16 protein-coding genes are annotated in these 18,301 nt (G+C 43.9%); 11 read left to right on the plus strand and 5 right to left on the minus strand.

The genetic code is table 11. The features are described 5' to 3' along the window. Window positions 1-319: 319 nt before the first annotated feature. The 3 genes from DFP76_RS15340 to DFP76_RS15350 all read right to left on the minus strand — a co-directional run bounded on the left by DFP76_RS15340 (window position 320) and on the right by DFP76_RS15350 (window position 4,141). The gene (locus tag DFP76_RS15340; protein WP_113875488.1) at window positions 320-1,837 is read right to left on the minus strand and encodes a fumarate hydratase; all 1,518 of its coding nucleotides are present in this window, start codon (window positions 1,835-1,837) and stop codon (window positions 320-322) included. Between the two features lie 143 nt (window positions 1,838-1,980). Continuing rightward, window positions 1,981-3,636, minus strand: coding sequence for a DUF2786 domain-containing protein (locus DFP76_RS15345; RefSeq protein ID WP_113875489.1), 1,656 nt, complete (start codon window positions 3,634-3,636; stop codon window positions 1,981-1,983). Window positions 3,637-3,697: 61 nt separating this feature from the next. Beyond that, window positions 3,698-4,141: an HIT domain-containing protein gene (locus tag DFP76_RS15350; protein ID WP_113875490.1), complete on the minus strand. Its 444-nt coding sequence runs from the start codon at window positions 4,139-4,141 to the stop codon at window positions 3,698-3,700. An 84-nt stretch (window positions 4,142-4,225) separates the two neighbouring features. On the opposite strand from DFP76_RS15350, the gene DFP76_RS15355 reads away from it, so the two are divergent. From DFP76_RS15355 to wrbA, 4 genes are all read left to right on the plus strand, one after another. Next, the gene (locus DFP76_RS15355; protein ID WP_113875491.1) at window positions 4,226-5,095 is read left to right on the plus strand and encodes an SMP-30/gluconolactonase/LRE family protein; all 870 of its coding nucleotides are present in this window, start codon (window positions 4,226-4,228) and stop codon (window positions 5,093-5,095) included. 36 nt (window positions 5,096-5,131) lie between these two features. Continuing rightward, window positions 5,132-6,859: a proline--tRNA ligase gene (locus DFP76_RS15360; RefSeq protein ID WP_113875492.1), complete on the plus strand. Its 1,728-nt coding sequence runs from the start codon at window positions 5,132-5,134 to the stop codon at window positions 6,857-6,859. Between the two features lie 61 nt (window positions 6,860-6,920). Continuing rightward, a complete protein-coding gene (gene arsC / locus DFP76_RS15365) occupies window positions 6,921-7,262 on the plus strand; it encodes an arsenate reductase (glutaredoxin) (RefSeq protein ID WP_113875493.1) in 342 nt (113 codons plus the stop codon). After that, window positions 7,262-7,861 carry an NAD(P)H:quinone oxidoreductase gene (gene wrbA, locus DFP76_RS15370; protein WP_113875494.1) on the plus strand — a complete coding sequence of 200 codons (600 nt, stop codon included), beginning with the start codon at window positions 7,262-7,264 and terminating at the stop codon, window positions 7,859-7,861. The genes arsC and wrbA overlap by 1 nt, the downstream gene beginning before the upstream one ends. Before the next feature lie 85 nt (window positions 7,862-7,946). Here wrbA and cysB read toward each other — a convergent pair whose 3' ends face one another. Continuing rightward, window positions 7,947-8,921, minus strand: a complete 975-nt coding sequence (gene cysB, locus DFP76_RS15375) for an HTH-type transcriptional regulator CysB (RefSeq protein ID WP_113875495.1) — start codon at window positions 8,919-8,921, stop codon at window positions 7,947-7,949. 108 nt (window positions 8,922-9,029) lie between these two features. Here cysB and DFP76_RS15380 point away from each other — a divergent pair, with 108 nt between their 5' ends. Together DFP76_RS15380 and DFP76_RS15385 are read left to right on the plus strand one after the other, a co-directional pair. After that, window positions 9,030-9,791, plus strand: a complete 762-nt coding sequence (locus tag DFP76_RS15380) for a sulfite exporter TauE/SafE family protein (RefSeq protein WP_113875496.1) — start codon at window positions 9,030-9,032, stop codon at window positions 9,789-9,791. Window positions 9,792-9,898: 107 nt separating this feature from the next. Beyond that, the gene (locus DFP76_RS15385) at window positions 9,899-10,975 is read left to right on the plus strand and encodes a 3-deoxy-7-phosphoheptulonate synthase (RefSeq protein WP_113875497.1); all 1,077 of its coding nucleotides are present in this window, start codon (window positions 9,899-9,901) and stop codon (window positions 10,973-10,975) included. Window positions 10,976-11,076: 101 nt separating this feature from the next. Here the strand turns inward: DFP76_RS15385 and nfuA are convergent, their stop codons facing one another. After that, entirely contained in the window at window positions 11,077-11,658 is a 582-nt protein-coding gene (gene nfuA, locus DFP76_RS15390) for a Fe-S biogenesis protein NfuA (protein ID WP_013796153.1), read from the minus strand. A 269-nt stretch (window positions 11,659-11,927) separates the two neighbouring features. Between nfuA and DFP76_RS15395 the strand changes: the two genes are divergently transcribed. The 5 genes from DFP76_RS15395 (at window position 11,928) to fusA (ending at window position 18,285) form a co-directional block, all read left to right on the plus strand. Beyond that, window positions 11,928-13,589: a nitrite/sulfite reductase gene (locus DFP76_RS15395; RefSeq protein WP_113875562.1), complete on the plus strand. Its 1,662-nt coding sequence runs from the start codon at window positions 11,928-11,930 to the stop codon at window positions 13,587-13,589. Next, window positions 13,573-14,049 (plus strand): DUF934 domain-containing protein, encoded by a 477-nt coding sequence (locus DFP76_RS15400; protein ID WP_113875498.1) that lies wholly within the window; start codon window positions 13,573-13,575, stop codon window positions 14,047-14,049. Before DFP76_RS15395 ends, DFP76_RS15400 begins: the two co-directional genes overlap by 17 nt. A gap of 126 nt (window positions 14,050-14,175) precedes the next feature. Next, window positions 14,176-14,832, plus strand: a complete 657-nt coding sequence (locus tag DFP76_RS15405) for a TIGR04211 family SH3 domain-containing protein (protein ID WP_245931957.1) — start codon at window positions 14,176-14,178, stop codon at window positions 14,830-14,832. A 14-nt stretch (window positions 14,833-14,846) separates the two neighbouring features. After that, window positions 14,847-16,019 carry a cation:proton antiporter domain-containing protein gene (locus tag DFP76_RS15410; RefSeq protein ID WP_113875500.1) on the plus strand — a complete coding sequence of 391 codons (1,173 nt, stop codon included), beginning with the start codon at window positions 14,847-14,849 and terminating at the stop codon, window positions 16,017-16,019. A gap of 181 nt (window positions 16,020-16,200) precedes the next feature. Beyond that, window positions 16,201-18,285, plus strand: a complete 2,085-nt coding sequence (fusA, locus tag DFP76_RS15415) for an elongation factor G (RefSeq protein WP_113875501.1) — start codon at window positions 16,201-16,203, stop codon at window positions 18,283-18,285. Window positions 18,286-18,301: the final 16 nt, after the last annotated feature.

Consider the following 18,301-nt stretch of genomic DNA (forward strand, 5'->3'; position numbering starts at 1 on the left):
TCAATCTGAGCCATGATCAAACTCTTCAGTTAAAAAGTTTGCTCACTCAAATCTCGAAACACTAACAATTACTTAATAAAGCGAATTGACGTGTTTGACTCTCGTAAGACTTCAATTTCTTTTTTGAAGCCCCAGCGAGCGCCCACACAAATTATCTGATTATCTATTTTAAAGAGCGTTGCCACTGCATCGTGGCGAGGTCGTGTATATTACGGTTTTCCATTCGAGATGCAAGTACTTTTTCAACAAAAATGCCGTTAATTTTATAATTAACGGCATTTCAATGAGTTAGCCAAATAGCGTTTTAAATAATGTGTTTCTATTTAATCTCTATGGCTTGAGCTTCAATTTTAGACTTCCACTCTGCCGGACCAGTAATGTGTACCGACGTACCTTGTGAATCAACAGCAACTGTAACCGGCATATCCACCACATCAAATTCATAAATGGCTTCCATCCCCAATTCAGGGAAGGCAACCACTTCTGCTTTTTTGATTGCTTTAGATACTAGATAAGCAGCACCGCCAACGGCCATTAAGTAAACCGCACCAAACTCTTTGATGGCCTCAATCGCAACAGGACCACGTTCCGCTTTACCAATCATGCCAAGCAAGCCTGTTTTCTCAAGCATAGTATGAGTAAATTTATCCATACGAGTCGATGTCGTTGGACCAGCAGGACCTACCGCCTCTTCCTTCACAGGATCAACAGGGCCAACGTAGTAAATGAAACGTCCTTTAAGATCGACCGGCAATTCTTCGCCATTGGCCATCATTTCAACCATTTTCTTATGGGCGGCATCACGACCAGTCAACATTTTACCGTTAAGCAAGACTGTTTCACCTGGCTGCCATTCTTTCACTTGCTCCGGTGTAATCTCGTCAAGGTTAACACGACGAACACTCTCACCCACTTCCCAAGTAATTTCAGGCCAATCATCTAAAGATGGTGGAACAAGGTCAGCAGGACCAGAACCATCCAATACAAAATGCGCATGACGAGTTGCCGCACAGTTTGGAATCATAGCGACAGGCAAAGACGCAGCATGAGTCGGGTAATCCATAATTTTGACATCAAGAACTGTCGTTAAACCACCCAACCCCTGAGCACCAATACCAAGGTTGTTAACTGCATCGAAAATAGCCAGACGTAGTTCTTCAACACGGTTTTGTGGACCACGCTCTTTCAGCTCATGTATATCGATCGGCTCCATCAGAGATTCTTTCGCCATTACCATGGCTTTTTCTGCTGTACCACCAATACCTATACCCAACATACCTGGCGGGCACCAGCCAGCCCCCATAGTTGGAACAGTTTTCTTAACCCATTCAACAATGTCATCTGAAGGGTTCAACATGGCCAACTTGGATTTGTTTTCCGAACCACCACCTTTAGCAGCCACATGAACCTCAACGGTATCACCTGGCACCACTTCCATATGAATAACAGCAGGTGTGTTATCTTTGGTGTTTTTACGTGCACCAGCAGGGTCATCAAGAATGGAAGCACGAAGAACATTATCGGGATGAAGGTAAGCGCGACGCACACCTTCGTTAATCATATCAGCGACACTTTTTGTGCTTTCCCACTGCACATTCATGCCAACCTTAACAAACACGGTAACAATACCCGTATCCTGACAAATAGGACGCTTACCTTCCGCACACATACGAGAGTTAATTAGAATCTGTGCCATGGCATCTTTCGCTGCCTGACTTTCTTCGCGTTCGTAAGCCTCATGAACCGCATTAACAAAATCCAGCGGATGGTAGTAAGAGATAAATTGCAGCGCGTCAGCAACGCTATCAATCAAATCATCTTCTTTAATAATGCTCATGCTTCTCTCCTGCTGAGTATTATGAATGAATCAAAGATCGAAATGGTAAAAGATGCGGGGCCGCAAAGAAAGCTTTATGAAAGGTTTTGAAAAGATATACCCCTTATTATTGACATGAATAAGGGATATATTCAGGAAGAAAACTAATTAATTTTATGTTCTTTCGTTGAGTTGGGCTTTTGCACAGAATGCTGAATATACTCTTCTAAGATTTTTGCGGTAAATTTTTCACGCTCAGGCAAAGACACAATCTGCTCAGCCTCCCAATTAATCAGACGAATAAACACAGAATATTTTTTGATATATTGATAACCGATATCCCGAACACCAATATCATTTGACTCCATCAGATAAAGCACCCGCTCTAAGCTCTTCTGCGCCTCAAACTGCCCACCTTCACTCGCAGCAACCAATAAACGCTGAATCTGCTGAACAGGATTTTCAGATCTTTTCGTTTCTTTCTTGCTGTAGTTTGAAGTTAAGAACTTATCCAACATCTCTTCGGTATAACCTTCACGCTCTTGAACATCAGGAATGAGTGCCGACTCTCGCTCTAACAAACGAATAAATAAACTCTTATTCTTGATGTCAGAAAACTCAAGATCCTTTAAGGACAAGCTGTTTTCTTCCATGATTTCAATTACTCTATTGTAAGAAGCACTTGCTTCGCTTCCTGTCGAGACTGACAACATGAGCTGCCGACGTAATTCATGCATAATTTTAGCAGCACGATAATCTTCTTTTCTTTGCAAGTGTTGCTGAAAAGCATCTTTATTCTGCTCTAATGCCTTACTTACTGACTCATAGCCCTGAATGGCTTCTTGCTCATCCCTTAAGCGATCCATGCGAATATTATTACAACTCGCTTCCCAGGCCTCATAAGATTTCGCTCTCGCTTGAAAAGCACGCTCAATTGCTTCCTCAAAGCTCTGCTCAATTCTGGCTCTTTCAGCACGCTCAAGAACCTCTTCCTGCTCATGCTCGTAACGCTTTTTCTTCTTTAACTGAAGATTTTCTTGAGCCAAAGTCAATTGAGTACCCAGATCTTCGATATCAGACTGAACTTTTGCCTCATCAAAGTCGGCTAATTTTTCGTATACACCAGACCAATACTCATCCTCTGAAAACGGCACACTTGGATCACTGGTGGAATATTGGGTTTTAAGCGCTTCCCCAAAGTCAGTATGAGCAGGACGAAATGCCTGCGCAGCATCAATCACATTGTCATTAAATGCATTAGTAGAGGACACTACCTCCTCTTCCTCTTGATTACTGGCATTTTCAACATCATCAACAAGATTTTCAGCGGCCATATCATCCATATCCTGATCATCTAACATATAAGTATCGACATCTGAAACCGCATCAAAGGTCTCGACCTGAGAATCAGGTCCGAAAGTTTCCTGATCGCTTTCTTTTGAATTGAAATGATGATCAGCGTCACTGCTCACATCTTCTTCCATATCATCTAAAATTGTTCTAACTGACTCATAAGCACGATTAGGATCTACTGTAGACTTTTCGCTAAAACGGCGCTGATACACCGAATCAGATTGCACATTTTTCGGAGCAGATTCCTTTACAAATCTTGGCGCGCTATTACCCCAGCTCACTTTATAAAGCATGGAACGATCACACAGCTGCAACATTGGCAATTCTCGCTGCGCGATGCTGTATTGCCGAATTAAAGACTCAGCATGGCGCAAAGCCAAATTAGACTCACTCAAATTGCTCGATGTCGCAAGGTTAAGTAGTTTAACGACTTTCTGAATGGCCTTTTTTCTTCTGCGTGTGCTCATAAAACAGGCTTCCAAATGGGCTTAGTCAAATTAAAGACAATAATGAATACAAACCAACAACCTAATAATACAAATCCGCTTCATCACTAGGCAATTGCAAATCATCACTCAACAATACTTGAACCTTTTGCAAAATTTCAGCCAACTTTTCCTTATCATACGGAACAGCAGGGAATTTTCCCCAAATAGGGCCGGGCCAGCAAGAGTCCGTATCGTAACGAACAATATGATGGATATGTAATTGTGGAACCTGATTCCCCAAAGCGGCAACATTTAGCTTAGTTGCGGTAAAAGCATCATGCAGGGTTTCCGCCAACAGGCAACTTTCTGCCATCAATTGTTGCTTATCTTCATCAACCAACTGATAGATTTCAGTAATGTTGTTACGCCGAGGAACCAAAATAAACCAGGGAAATTGAGCATCATTTATCAAACGCAATTCACACAAAGACAAGTTACCCACCAAGATGGAATCACGGCGCAACACGGGATCTAACTGAAACATCTTCACACATTCCTATTTACAAAAAACTCATTCATAAGCACTATAGCACCCTATTTCAAAAACACTCAGTGACTCGGAGCCTCCATGACGGATATGCAATGTGCTGTGGACGCACAAGCAAAATTAGCAGAATGCCCACGTTGGGATGAACGTACACAAACCTTGTATTTTGTCGATATAGATTCTTTTGTACTATACGCCTACGACACACAATCGAAAACCCTAAGCAATCGTAAATTTGATGAAGAAATTGGTTGTTTTTCTTTAGCTGAGAACGGTGGATTCATTGCCGCCTTCCGCTCAGGGGTTTACACATTCGACCATTTAAATGCCGAACTAAAGCCTTACTGGAAAGCCGATTATGACCAGCAAACCACCCGCTTCAATGACGGCCGCTGCGATGCAAAAGGCCGATTCCTTGCTGGCACCATGTATTCTCCAAAAGATGCTTTTAAAGGCGCACTTCACCAATTTAGTCAAGGTCAACAGAAAATACTGGATCAAGCCGCTTGGACATCAAACGGCTTAGCTTTTTCTCCTGATCAAAGCATCATGTACTACTCCGACACCCCTAATCATGTGGTATATCAGTTTGATTATGATGTAGAGACAGGTGAAGCGACCAATAAGCGTGAGTTCATCCGCTTCCCCCATGGCAACGGACGACCAGATGGCGCGGCAGTTGATACAGACGGAAACTATTGGTCGGCCTTATATCAAGGCCAAAGAGTTGTTAAAATAAGTCCAGCAGGTGACATCCTAGAAGAACACCCAGTGCCAGCGACTTATCCAACTATGGTAGCCTTTGGTGGGCCAAACATGAGCACCTTATATGTCAGCACGTGTCGCGCTGCTCAAACAGAAGAAGAGCTGCAAACATTCCCGCACGCAGGCGGTATTTTTGCACTAGAAACATCCGTAACAGGACAGGTTGAGCCTCGCTTTGCAGGCTAACCCTCACTCAAATTAATTTTAAGAACTTATATTACTATGCGCGCTAGCAATTATTTATTTTCCACATTACGTGATGCCCCAACCGATGCAGTTGTAACAAGCCACCAACTAATGGTGCGAGCAGGCATGATTCGCCAGATATCCAAAGGACTTTATACTTGGCTCCCGACCGGCGTAAAAGTATTTCGCAAAGTAGAAGGTATTGTCCGTGACGAAATGCAAAAAGCCGGTGCCCTTGAAGTCATCATGCCCGGCGTGCAACCTGCAGAGCTATGGCAAGAATCTGGCCGCTGGCAGAAATACGGTCCAGAATTACTGCGCCTAAAAGATCGCCATGATCGCGACTATTGTGTTGGCCCCACTCATGAAGAAGTCATTACGGAATTAGCACGCAATGAACTAACTAGCTACAAGCAACTACCCATCAACTTCTTCCAGATCCAAACCAAATTTCGAGACGAAGTTCGCCCACGCTTTGGCGTCATGCGCTCACGTGAATTTAGCATGAAAGACGCTTATTCTTTCCATGTTAGTCCTGAATCATTACAAGAAACTTATGACGTAATGCACCAAGCTTATTGCAATGTATTTGATCGCATTGGCTTGGATTATCGTCCAGTTCTCGCGGACACCGGTAGCATTGGCGGCGCTTATTCACACGAGTTTCATGTATTAGCCGATTCTGGTGAAGACGACATCGCTTTCAGCGATAGCTCAAACTTTGCAGCCAACGTGGAACTAGCAGAAGCCATTTGCCTAAAAGAAAAGGCCGACCCAGCTACCCAAGAATTAACAGAAGTTTTCACCCCGGATTGTAAAACGATTCAGAAAGTCGCTGAATTCTTAAAATTAGATGTCACAAAAACGGTCAAAACCATGCTCGTTAAAGGTATTGACGAAAACGAACAAGAAACAATAGTCGCCCTTGTTCTGCGTGGTGATCACAACATCAATGAACTAAAAGTTGAAAAGCTGGATGGGATTGTTTCACCATTTGAGTTTGCCGGCGAAACCGACATCATTAACAAAATTGGTTGCGCACCAGGTTCCATCGGACCAAAAGGCCTAAAAGAAAAAGGCATTCGCATAATCGCTGATCGCTCAGCGGCCGTAATGTCAGACTTCTGCGCTGGCGCCAACAAAGACGATTACCACTTTACCGGTATCAACTGGGAACGTGACTGCCCTGAATTTGAAGTCGCTGATTTGCGTAACGTCGTAGAAGGCGATCCTTCTCCAGACGGACAAGGCACTATTGTGATTAAACGCGGCATCGAAGTGGGCCATATTTTCCAACTTGGCCAACAATATGCTCAAGCCCTGAACGCAAGTGTTCTTGATGAAAACGGCAAAGCGCAAATCATGCATATGGGCTGTTACGGTATCGGCGTTTCTCGCATTGTTGCCGCCGCTATCGAACAAAACTTCGATGACAAAGGCATTTTGTGGCCAGAAAGCATCGCACCCTTTGACGTGGCCATTGTGGCAATGAATTACGATAAATCTGAAGCCGTTCGTGAAGCATGCGAAACACTCTATCAAGAGTTGACGGCAAAAGGTCTAGACGTATTGCTAGATGATCGCAAAGAACGCCCAGGTGTTAAATTTGCGGACTGCGAGCTTCTTGGTATACCACATCGCTTTGTGATCGGTGACAAAGGGTTGGCCAACAATACCTTTGAATATAAGAATCGTATTCAAGGCGAAAACCAAGACATCGCCATTGAACAAGCATGCGACTTCATACTGTCCGCAAAGAAGTAACAAACCAAACGCCATTCTTTTGAGTGGCGTTTTTCTTTAAAGCAGATTAAGCGAATTTACTATGACCACAATTTACCACAATCCACGCTGCTCTAAATCACGACAAACTTTGGCACTTTTAGAAGAGAACGGCATTCAGCCTGAAATCCGCCTTTATCAAAAAGAACCACTCGACAAGAGCGAACTTGAACAACTTATTGCGCAACTAGACATTCAACCCATTGAACTAATGCGCACCAAGGAAGCTGCCTACAAGGAGCTTGGTCTAAACAAAAACAGCTCTGACGAAGAACGTATTGAAGCCATGCTCAATAATTCAAGCCTAATCGAACGCCCCATCGTTGTTCACAACAACAAAGCTAAATTAGGCAGACCACCTGAAAATGTATTGGATTTATTTTGATGAGTTCATCACCCTACATCCTAATACTCTTCTATAGTCGGCATGGTTCCATCGCCGAGATGGCAAAACATATTGCTCGTGGCGTCAACAAAGTCACTGGAATGGAAGCAAAAATACGCCAAGTACCAAATGTATCAAGCAATACGGAATCCACCGAACCTGCTCTTCCAGATGAAGGAGCACCTTATTGCACACTAGACGAATTAAGGGATTGCTCTGGTTTAGCTTTGGGTTCTCCATCCTACTTTGGCAGCATGGCGGCGCCTCTCAAACACTTTATTGATCAGACATCTACCCTATGGATGACAGGCCAATTAATAGACAAACCGGCTTGTGGTTTCACTAGTGCTAGCACCATGCATGGCGGCCAAGAACAATGCCTGCATAGCATGATGACACCACTGATTCATCACGGCATGATTTGGCTTGGACTTCCCTATAAAAACAAAGAGCTGATTAGCACCACCAGTGGCGGCACACCATACGGCGCAAGCCACTTAGCCAGCAGCACACAGGAAAATACCCTCACCAAAGAGGAGAAGAATCTATGTGAAGCACAAGGTGAGCGAATTGCCAGCGTGGCACTAAAGCTCGTCTGACCAGCCACTTCTTATCCTAAGAAACACCACATAAAAAAAGCGCCGATCACGATCGTGATGGCGCTTTTTTTTAAAACACTATTCATTAGTGGCGAGGCAACTCGATACCGTCAAATAACTGCTCAACTTCTTGCCGGTTAGGCGCCTCCATAGCAGCCACAACCAAATCTTTGGTTAAATGCGGTGCAAAGGACTCAATGAATTTATACATATAACCGCGAATAAAAGTATTGCTTCGTATACCAATTTTTGTACAGCTATCTGCAAACAAGTGTGACGCATCAAGCGCAACTAAATCTGAATCCAAAGACTCATCATAAGCCATGGAGGCAACAATACCGACTCCCAAACCGAGACGCACGTAGGTTTTAATCACATCCGAGTCTGCGGCGGTAAAGACAACATTTGGCTCTAACTCCGCCTCTTGGAAAGCTTCGTCTAACTGAGATCGTCCCGTAAAACCAAACACATAAGTTACAATGGGATATGCTGCAAGTGACTCAAGAGTCAACTCACTCAGACTTGCCAGAGGGTGATTTTTGGGCACCACAACAGAGCGATTCCAAGTGTAACATGGCAACATTACCAAATTACCGAACAACTCTAACGCCTCTGTTGCAATGGCAAAATCCACCACACCGTCATTGGCCATCTCAGCAATCTGCATCGGCGTCCCCTGATGCATGTGGAGGCTGACTTCTGGATAGCCTTCAATAAACTGATTTATAACCTTTGGCAATGCGTATCTTGCTTGCGTGTGTGTGGTCGCTATATCCAATGACCCTTTTCGTTCATCACTAAACTCACTCGCAACACGTTTAATATTCTGCGTTTGATTAAGCACCTCTCCCGCTAAAGCGATAATTTTTTCACCCGCTGGCGTAATATGGGTTAAATGCTTACCACTTCTGGCAAACACCTCGACACCCAACTCATCTTCCAACAAACGAATTTGCTTACTTACACCCGGTTGAGAGGTATAAAGACTTTGCGCAGTAGCCGAAACATTCAAGTCATGACGCGCTACTTCCCATATATATCTAAGCTGCTGTAACTTCATCGACTACCTTATTCTAAAAAGAGTTAAAAACATAAGAAAATATTACTTTATAGAATAGTAAAAAAGCTCTAAGGTTGCCAGCTCAAATCATTTATTTACGGCAATTCAATGGAATTTATTTGGTATATTTTTGCAGGCGCAGTGGTTGGCTTAGCGGTTGGCATTACTGGGGTTGGTGGCGGTTCGTTAATGACGCCGCTACTGCTACTTTTTGGCTTTCCGCCACACATCGCAGTAGGTACCGATTTAATGTATGCCGGTATAGCAAAAAGCACTGGCGTTGTGATGCATGCAAAACGCGGCAATGTAAATTGGAGCATTGTCTTTGCCATGGCATCAGGCAGCATTCCTGCTTCGATTCTAACTATTTGGTTGCTATCACAATTTGACAAACCAGATCACTACCAAGAAATTCTCACCACTAGCTTAGGCTTGATGCTAACACTGACCGCCATTGTTGTACTTTTTCGAAACAAGCTTATTCAGTCCTTGAAACTCAACTTTACAGAACACAAAAGCCGCAGAATCATTATGGTATGCGGTTTTATTCTAGGCGTATTGGTAACACTAACCTCAGTCGGCGCTGGCGCATTGGGTACAGCCATCATGATGCTTCTTTTCCCATTAATGCGCGCCAAAAATATTGTTGGCACCGATCTGGCTCATGCTGTCCCATTAACCCTTATCGCGGGCACAGGTCACATTTTCCTAGGCAATGTAGACTACGCACTATTAGGCGCGTTATTAATCGGTTCAATACCCAGCATCTATTTAGGTACACGCATTGCGACCCACGTGCCCAATAAAATACTACAGCCTATCTTAGCAACCGCCCTACTTTCGTTTGGCGTTAAATACCTTTTCTTCTAAAAGGCTTATAAATAGAGAAAAATCGTCCACAAAGGTTCATTCGATTTAAAAAAAAGGATATGGTTGACCGCCATAACTAAAAAAGCAGCAAGCAGGAATCCCCCGCAATGAGTAACAAGCGTCTTGAAGACCTAAACATCGCTTCTTTTGACTCCTTGGTGACACCAAGCGAACTGAAACAAGCACTTCCAATCAGCGACAGCGTCAGCAATCATGTTGCTGAATCTCGCGACACCATCAAAAACATCATGGACGGCAAAGATCATCGCCTGGCCATAGTGATTGGCCCATGCTCTATACATGACCCAGAGGCCGCTTTGGATTATGCTAAGCGCTTAAAAGCCTTGTCAGAGAAATTAGACGACACTCTATACATCATCATGCGTGCTTATTTTGAAAAACCTCGCACAACTGTTGGCTGGAAGGGTCTAATCAACGATCCAAATCTAGACGGCACGTTTGACATAGACAAAGGCATCCGCATTGGTCGTAAGCTGTTAATTGATCTAGCTGAGCTAGGTTTACCACTTGCCACTGAGGCACTTGACCCAATTTCACCTCAGTACATACAAGACCTCATTAGTTGGTCAGCCATTGGCGCACGGACGACCGAGTCACAAACTCACCGAGAAATGGCCTCTGGTTTATCTGGTCCCGTTGGCTTCAAAAACGGCACTGATGGCAGCATGACCGTGGCGGTAAATGCCATGCAATCCGTTTCTCATGGCCATTCATTCCTAGGTATCAATGAAAACGGTCAAGTAAGCATTGTTAACACAAAAGGCAACGCATACGGCCACCTAGTACTACGTGGTGGTAATGGCAAACCAAACTATGATGCAGCCAACATTGCATTAAGCGAAGCGGCTTTAACGAAAGCCAATCTCAAGCACAACATCATGGTAGATTGTTCACACGAAAACTCGAACAAAAAACCGGAACGCCAAATAACCGTAATGGAAGACTCTACCCAGCAAATTCTAGCGGGTAACCAATCCATTATGGGGTTAATGATTGAGAGCAACATTGGTTGGGGTAATCAAAAAGTGCCAGCCAATCTTAGCGACCTAGAATACGGCGTTTCAATTACCGACGCTTGTATTGACTGGGAAGCAACCGAGAAAGCCTTAACTCAAATGGCAGATGAACTTCGAAACACATTACCAAAACGCCAACGCGGCTAATTCTTTCGATAGTGATTTAAAACAAAAACGCGAACCTAGGTTCGCGTTTTTATTATCCTAATTTTTTGCTTTTAGTAATGTTTAAATAAAAGCATAAGACATTACATAAAGGCGTTGTCAGTCACGGTATGATCAGTAGAGTCTTTTACCGCAGTTAAGCCCGCTACTTTTTCAATTAATGTTTTCTCAACACCTTCTTTTAGAGTCAAGTCGACTGCACTACAACCTTGACAGCCACCGCCAAATTTCAATACGGCAACTTCGCCATCAATGACTTCAACCAAGCTAACCTCACCACCATGAGCGGCCAATCCTGGGTTGATTTCAGAATACAAAACATAGTTAATCTGATCTTCAATCGGACTGTCTTCTGTAACTTTCGGCATTTTAGCATTAGGCGCTTTGATCGTGAGCTGACCACCCATTTTCTCAGTGGCATAATCGACAAAAGCCTCATCTAAAAAGTTAACTGAGTTTTTCTCAATATATACTTTCAATTTCGGCAGGTTCAGAATTTCATCCGTTTCATTCACTTCATCAGGGCGACAATAAGCCAAACATGTTTCAGCATATGGCGTACCCGGTTGTTGGATAAAAATACGCACAGCCATACCTTCAACACCCTGTTTCTCTAATAAAGAAGCAAGGTATTCTTGAGCGGCATCGGTAATAGTAATGTTCATATACAACCTTAAATCTAGGTGACGATTAATAAGGCTTATATTAACTCAGTTAAAAGATAAAACCAAAGACCTAGTAAAAAACTAAGGTATTTTTCCTCTTTTTATTGAGAGTGCTTATCAACAGCAATTAAGAGCCTTTCCCAACAAAAATATGCGAATAAGCCTTATTAGGAAAACCCCTAAAGATATAGATAAATATTCATTTTTAGAATAAAGAGTTTTTGCTAGTATTCGCTTACTTAATTTTATTAATCACGGTTCAATTCAATATGTATCAATACGACGCCATTGACCAACAGCTTGTTGAAGAGCGTGTTGCCCAGTTTCGCGACCAAACTCGTCGCTATCTAAACAAAGAGCTAAGCGAGCAGGAATTCCTGCCATTACGCTTACAAAATGGTTTATACGTACAGCGTTATGCGCCTATGCTACGTATTGCCATCCCATACGGTATGTTGTCTAGTGTTCAGCTTCGTAAATTGGCTGACATCAGTCGTCGTTATGACCGAGCTTATGGTCACTTCAGTACACGCCAGAATCTACAGTTAAACTGGCCAAAACTAGAAGATGTTCCAGATATCCTAGCTGAGCTGACCGAAGTTGAAATGCACGCGGTACAAACCAGTGGTAACTGCATTCGTAACACCACCACGGATCAGTATGCTGGGGTAATATCGGACGAAGTGGTTGACCCTCGCCCGTACTGTGAGCTGATTCGTCAGTGGTCTACCTTCCACCCGGAGTTTGCTTTCTTACCACGTAAATTTAAAATTGCTGTCAATGCCACTGAGTCCGCTGACCGTGCAGCCACTCAAGTACACGACATTGGTTTGCATATTAAGAAAAATGACGCTGGTGAAATTGGCTTTAAAGTCATTGTTGGTGGCGGCTTAGGTCGTACTCCAATGGTTGGTGTCACCATCAGTGAATTTGTTCCTCGTGAAGACCTATTGACGTATCTTGACGCCATTATTCGCGTCTATAACCAGCAAGGTCGTCGCGACAACAAGTACAAAGCACGTATCAAAATCTTAGTAAAAGCACTTGGCATTGAAGAATTTCGTCGCCGCGTGGATGCCGAATGGGCGCATCTCAGAGGCAAAGAGAGCACCGTTCCAATGAGCGAGTTTGAGCGTTTAGCGTCTTTCTTCACAGCACCTGCTTACCAAACATTGAGCGACCAACCCACTGAACTAAGCAGTAAGCTTGCAGAAAGTGCTGGTTTTGCCCGCTGGTATGAGCGCAATACCTTCGAACATAAACAAGCCGGTTACCGCATTGTAACCCTTACTTTGAAAAAAGCAGGACAAGCGCCTGGGGATGCTACGGCAGACCAAATGGAAAAAGCCGCTGACCTAGCAGATCGTTTCAGCTTCGGCGAATTGCGTGTGAGCCATGAACAGAACTTGGTCTTAGCTGATGTTCGTCAAGACCAATTGATTGAGCTTTGGGACGCCGCTAAAGAAGCTGGCTTTGCCACCCCAACACTTGGCTTACTAACTGACATGATTTGTTGCCCCGGTGGTGATTTTTGTGCTCTGGCTAATGCCAAGTCCATTCCTATCGCCGCTCAAATTCAAGACACCTTTAACGATCTTGATTACTTGTACGACCTAGGCAATATCGACCTAAACATTTCAGGCTGTATGAATGCATGTGGACACCACCATGTGGGTAACATTGGCATTCTAGGTGTTGATAAGAAAGGCGAAGAGTTTTATCAAGTCTCAATTGGTGGCGCCTCTGGACACGATGCCAGCATCGGTAAAATCTTAGGCCCCTCTTTTGCACAGGAAGAAATCAGCAGCGTCATTCAGAAATTGATGCAAGTCTATGTTGACAACCGTTCAGAAGAAGAGCGTTTTATCGATACCTTCCGTCGCATCGGTATTGCTGCATTTAAGGAGGCTGCGTATGCCAAAACTAATTAAAGATGGCGCCATTATCGACAACCAATACGAATGGCTACAAGACATCGACAGCACCACTAACGAAAAAAGCATAGTGGCGGCTCAAAAGTGGCTGTCAGAAAAAGACACCATAGGCAAAGTGGCTGGCATCTGGCTAGACGCTGGCGATGGTACTGACATTTTGGAAGGCATTGACCTAAACCAATTTAACGTCATCGGCATCAACTTCCCTGCGTTTGCTGATGGTCGTGGATTCAGTTATGCACGACTATTAAGAGAACGCTTTGACTATCAAGGTGAAGTGCGCGCTCTTGGTGGGTTCATTCCGGATCAACTAGGCTATTTATTGCGTGTCGGCTTCAACAGTTTTCAATTTGCTGAAGACGTGGATTTAGAAAAAGCCTTGTTGTTGCATAAGCCTTTTTCGGTCGCTTATCAAGGCGATGTGGCAGACCCTAGACCAATATTTTTACGCCGCTAGTCCACTTATTAACTATTTGTCACATAAAAGGCCATTTCGATGGCCTTTTTCTATTGCGTCTTGCCTAAGTCATGATTATCGTTGTAAAAGATCGATTCATTGTGAAAGGAATAACACGTGACAAAGATGCACCTAATTAGCCTATTAGTAGGCAGTATTTTATCGGCTTCTGCTCCTGCGGCAACCGTATATGTTTCCGACATTCAGTTTGTGGCTATTCGAGAAGGACAAGACAATAGCACCAGAGCTGTCGAGCGAGGTATCAAAAGCGGCACGCCACTGGAAGTCTTGGAGCAATCCAATGGCTACAGTAAGGTACGCACACCAAATGGTGCCGAAGGCTGGGTTGCCGATTACTATTTATCCGACGACATGGTCACTCGCGATCAACTAGATGAATTGCAGAAGCGCCTCACCACAGCCATTCAACGTCGTAACAATGTCAGCAATGAGTTAAAAGAAAGCCAAGCAGAAGCTCAGGCTTTACTCAACACTCAAGCCGAACTGCAACAAGAAAACCGTGCGTTAAAAGCTCAACTTGAAGATGTTCAGTCTATTGCAGAAAAAGCAGAAATCATCGTATCACAAAACGATACTGTTACTTATCAGATAGAAAGCTTAAAGCAACAAGCAAACATTGCCGAACAAGCCAGTCAGCAATTACAGAACAATCATCAGCAGAAGTGGTTTATGATCGGCGCCGCCACACTGTTCGGTGGACTACTACTTGGGTCTATTTTGCCCTTGCTAAGACGCAAAAAAGCAGGCACAGGCAACTGGTAAGAGAGCATTTATAAATGGCTGACGTTTCGATTGTACACTCCTTTTTTCTGATTTTTTCTGGAGCGGCAGTCGTCGCCTCAGTCGCCCTGTATACTCGCCAGCCAATGATCATTGCTTACATTGCTCTTGGTATTTTACTGGGACCTTCTGCCTTATCTTTAATCAATGAACCCAAACTGATGGATGAGATGAGCCACATTGGCATCATCTTTCTGCTCTTCTTGCTGGGTTTGGACATGCAACCCAGCCACCTCCTCAACATGCTAAAAAAAGCATCCTGGGTAGCGCTTTTAAGCTCTGCAATATTTGCTGCTCTGGGTTATCTAGTTGCATTCTTATGTGGCTATAACCAAACCGAAAGCCTTATCATTGGTGTCGCTATGATGTTCTCTAGCACCATAGTCTGCATTAAACTATTGCCCACGACGGTCCTGCACCACAAACACACGGGCGAGTTGGTTGTTGGTTTATTATTGCTTCAAGACCTAATTGCCATTGCTGTATTGCTCGTCTTATACAGCATGTCTGGCAATGACAATGGTGGAATGATGAACTATGTCAAACCACTCATTGGTTTGCCAATTTTAATCTGCGCCTCTTTTTTATTCGTCAAGTACATTTTATTAAAGCTAATTACCCGCTTTGATCGCTTCCACGAATACATTTTTCTCGTCTCGATCGGCTGGTGCTTATCCATGGCAGTGCTTGCTGAGACCGCTGGTTTGTCTGCTGAGATGGGAGCATTCATTGCAGGTGTCAGCTTAGCCACAAGCCCTATTTCACAATACATAGCAACACACCTAAAACCACTACGAGATTTCTTTTTAATTCTTTTCTTCTTCTCCATTGGTGCTAGCTTCAATTTGGACTTATTAGGCGCGGTTATCTTACCGGCTTTGATTTTGGCTGTTGGTGCCATGCTTATTAAACCCGTCATCTTCCGTTACCTCTTAAAAGGCATGAAAGAAGACTCAAGCACCGCTTGGGAAGCGGGCTTTCGGCTTGGGCAAGTGAGTGAATTTTCATTATTAATTGCGTATCTTGCAGCGAACATTGGCTTACTTGGACAAGAAGCCTCTCATGTTATTCAGGCGACCGCGATTTTGAGTTTTGCCTTCTCAACCTATGTGGTGATTCTCAATTACCCAACCCCTATCGCCATCTCTGACAAACTTAGAAGAGATTAACCGCAAACACCCTATTTCCTTAGCCTTAACAAGGACTAAACCAACAATTATCAATTGCTTCAATCTAACCCTTTCTTTAGTCGCACAAAATATAATAGAATAGCGCGAAATACCTGACTCTTCTCGAGAAGTCTTGTATAATAACGCGCAAATTTCGTCCTCACTTATTTAGAGTAATGTAATGGCTGACTTATCAAAATACAGAAACATCGGTATTTTTGCCCACGTAGACGCGGGTAAAACAACCACAACAGAACGTATTCTTAAACTTACTGGTATTATCCATAAAATCGGTGAAGTTCATGAAGGTGAATCGACTACAGACTTCATGGAACAAGAAGCTGAACGTGGTATTACCATCCAGTCTGCTGCGGTTAGTTGTTTCTGGAAAGACCACCGTTTCAACGTTATCGACACACCTGGACACGTTGACTTCACAGTAGAAGTGTACCGTTCCCTTAAAGTTCTTGACGGTGGTGTTGGTGTATTCTGTGGTTCTGGTGGTGTTGAGCCACAATCAGAAACTAACTGGCGCTACGCTAACGAATCTGAAGTTGCACGTTTGATCTTCGTTAACAAACTAGACCGTCTAGGCGCAAGCTTCTACCGTGTTGTTGACCAAGTTAAAAACGTTCTTGGTGCGACACCTCTAGTAATGGTTCTACCTATCGGTACAGAAGATGAGTTCGTTGGTGTTGTTGACCTACTTACTCGCAAAGCGTACATCTGGGACGAAAGTGGACAGCCTGAAAACTACAAAGTTGAAGACGTTCCTGCTGACATGGTTGACCAAGTTGAAGAATACCGTGAAGCTTTGATTGAAACAGCAGTTGAGCAAGACGACGACTTAATGATGGCTTACATGGAAGGCGAAGAGCCATCTTTGGAAGACCTTAAACGTTGCATCCGTACTGGTACTCGTGACCTTGCATTCTTCCCAACTTACTGTGGTTCTGCCTTCAAAAACAAAGGTATGCAGCTTCTTCTTGACGCAGTTGTTGACTACCTACCAAGCCCAACAGATGTTGTTCCACAAGATCTTACGGACGAAGAAGGTAATGCAAATGGCGAGAAAGCCATTGTATCTGCTGACGAACCATTCAGAGCACTTGCGTTCAAAATCATGGACGACCGTTTCGGCGCCTTGACTTTCGTACGTGTATACTCTGGTGTAATCAACAAAGGCGACACCATTCTAAACAGCTTCACAGGCAAAACAGAACGTGTTGGCCGTATGGTTGAGATGCAAGCCGATGACCGTAAAGAAATCAGCCGCGCACAAGCGGGTGATATCCTAGCGATCGTTGGTATGAAGAACGTGCAAACTGGTCACACTCTATGTGATCCTAAGCACCCTTGTACACTTGAAGCCATGGTTTTCCCTGAGCCAGTAATCTCTATCTCTGTTACACCTAAAGACAAAGGCGGTAACGAGAAAATGGGTATTGCGATCGGTAAAATGGTTGCAGAAGATCCAACATTCCGCGTAGAGACTGACCAAGATTCTGGCGAAACCATCCTGAAAGGTATGGGTGAACTTCACCTAGACATCAAAGTAGACATCTTGAAGCGTACTTACGGTGTTGACCTAGTTGTTGGTCAGCCACAGGTTGCTTACCGTGAAACCATCACGAAAGAAGTTGAAGACACATACACGCACAAGAAACAGTCTGGTGGTTCTGGTCAATTCGGTAAGATCGATTACCGCATCAAACCAGGTGAACTAGGTTCTGGCTTCACTTTCTCTTCTTCTGTTGTGGGCGGTAACGTACCGAAAGAATTCTTCCCAGCAGTAGAAAAAGGCTTTAAGTCTATGATGGAAGAAGGCGTTCTAGCAGGCTTCCCTGTACTAGACGTTGAAGTTGAGTTGTTCGACGGTGGTTTCCACGCAGTTGACTCCTCTGCTATTGCCTTCGAAATCGCTGCTAAAGGCGCTTTCCGTCAGTCTATCCCGAAAGCTGGTCCTCAGTTGATCGAGCCTATCATGAAAGTTGACGTATTCACGCCAGACGATCACGTTGGTGACGTAATTGGTGACTTGAACCGTCGTCGCGGCATGATCAAAGACCAAGAGAAAGGCGCTACTGGCGTACGCATTAAAGCCGACGTTCCTCTTTCTGAAATGTTTGGTTACATCAGTTCACTACGTACGATGACATCTGGTCGTGGTCAGTTCTCTATGGAGTTCTCTCACTACCTACCATGTCCTGCAAACGTAGCAGAAACTGTTATTGCTGCGCAAAAAGAGAAGAAAAGCCAAGACTAATCTTTCTTGAGCGAAT

Source organism: Marinomonas aquiplantarum (assembly GCF_003314975.1).
GTDB classification, from domain to species: Bacteria; Pseudomonadota; Gammaproteobacteria; order Pseudomonadales; family Marinomonadaceae; genus Marinomonas; species Marinomonas aquiplantarum.

Coding starts and splice junctions, on each gene's coding strand:
- DFP76_RS15405 (WP_245931957.1), top strand. CDS start 14,176: ATGCACCTAATTAGCCTATTAGTAGGCAGTATTTTATCGGCTTCTGCT.
- DFP76_RS15380 (WP_113875496.1), top strand. CDS start 9,030: ATGGAATTTATTTGGTATATTTTTGCAGGCGCAGTGGTTGGCTTAGCG.
- DFP76_RS15345 (WP_113875489.1), bottom strand. CDS start 3,636: ATGAGCACACGCAGAAGAAAAAAGGCCATTCAGAAAGTCGTTAAACTA.
- DFP76_RS15340 (WP_113875488.1), bottom strand. CDS start 1,837: ATGAGCATTATTAAAGAAGATGATTTGATTGATAGCGTTGCTGACGCG.
- DFP76_RS15410 (WP_113875500.1), top strand. CDS start 14,847: ATGGCTGACGTTTCGATTGTACACTCCTTTTTTCTGATTTTTTCTGGA.
- nfuA (WP_013796153.1), bottom strand. CDS start 11,658: ATGAACATTACTATTACCGATGCCGCTCAAGAATACCTTGCTTCTTTA.
- DFP76_RS15385 (WP_113875497.1), top strand. CDS start 9,899: ATGAGTAACAAGCGTCTTGAAGACCTAAACATCGCTTCTTTTGACTCC.
- fusA (WP_113875501.1), top strand. CDS start 16,201: ATGGCTGACTTATCAAAATACAGAAACATCGGTATTTTTGCCCACGTA.
- DFP76_RS15350 (WP_113875490.1), bottom strand. CDS start 4,141: ATGTTTCAGTTAGATCCCGTGTTGCGCCGTGATTCCATCTTGGTGGGT.
- arsC (WP_113875493.1), top strand. CDS start 6,921: ATGACCACAATTTACCACAATCCACGCTGCTCTAAATCACGACAAACT.
- cysB (WP_113875495.1), bottom strand. CDS start 8,921: ATGAAGTTACAGCAGCTTAGATATATATGGGAAGTAGCGCGTCATGAC.
- DFP76_RS15360 (WP_113875492.1), top strand. CDS start 5,132: ATGCGCGCTAGCAATTATTTATTTTCCACATTACGTGATGCCCCAACC.
- DFP76_RS15355 (WP_113875491.1), top strand. CDS start 4,226: ATGACGGATATGCAATGTGCTGTGGACGCACAAGCAAAATTAGCAGAA.
- DFP76_RS15395 (WP_113875562.1), top strand. CDS start 11,928: ATGTATCAATACGACGCCATTGACCAACAGCTTGTTGAAGAGCGTGTT.
- DFP76_RS15400 (WP_113875498.1), top strand. CDS start 13,573: ATGCCAAAACTAATTAAAGATGGCGCCATTATCGACAACCAATACGAA.
- wrbA (WP_113875494.1), top strand. CDS start 7,262: ATGAGTTCATCACCCTACATCCTAATACTCTTCTATAGTCGGCATGGT.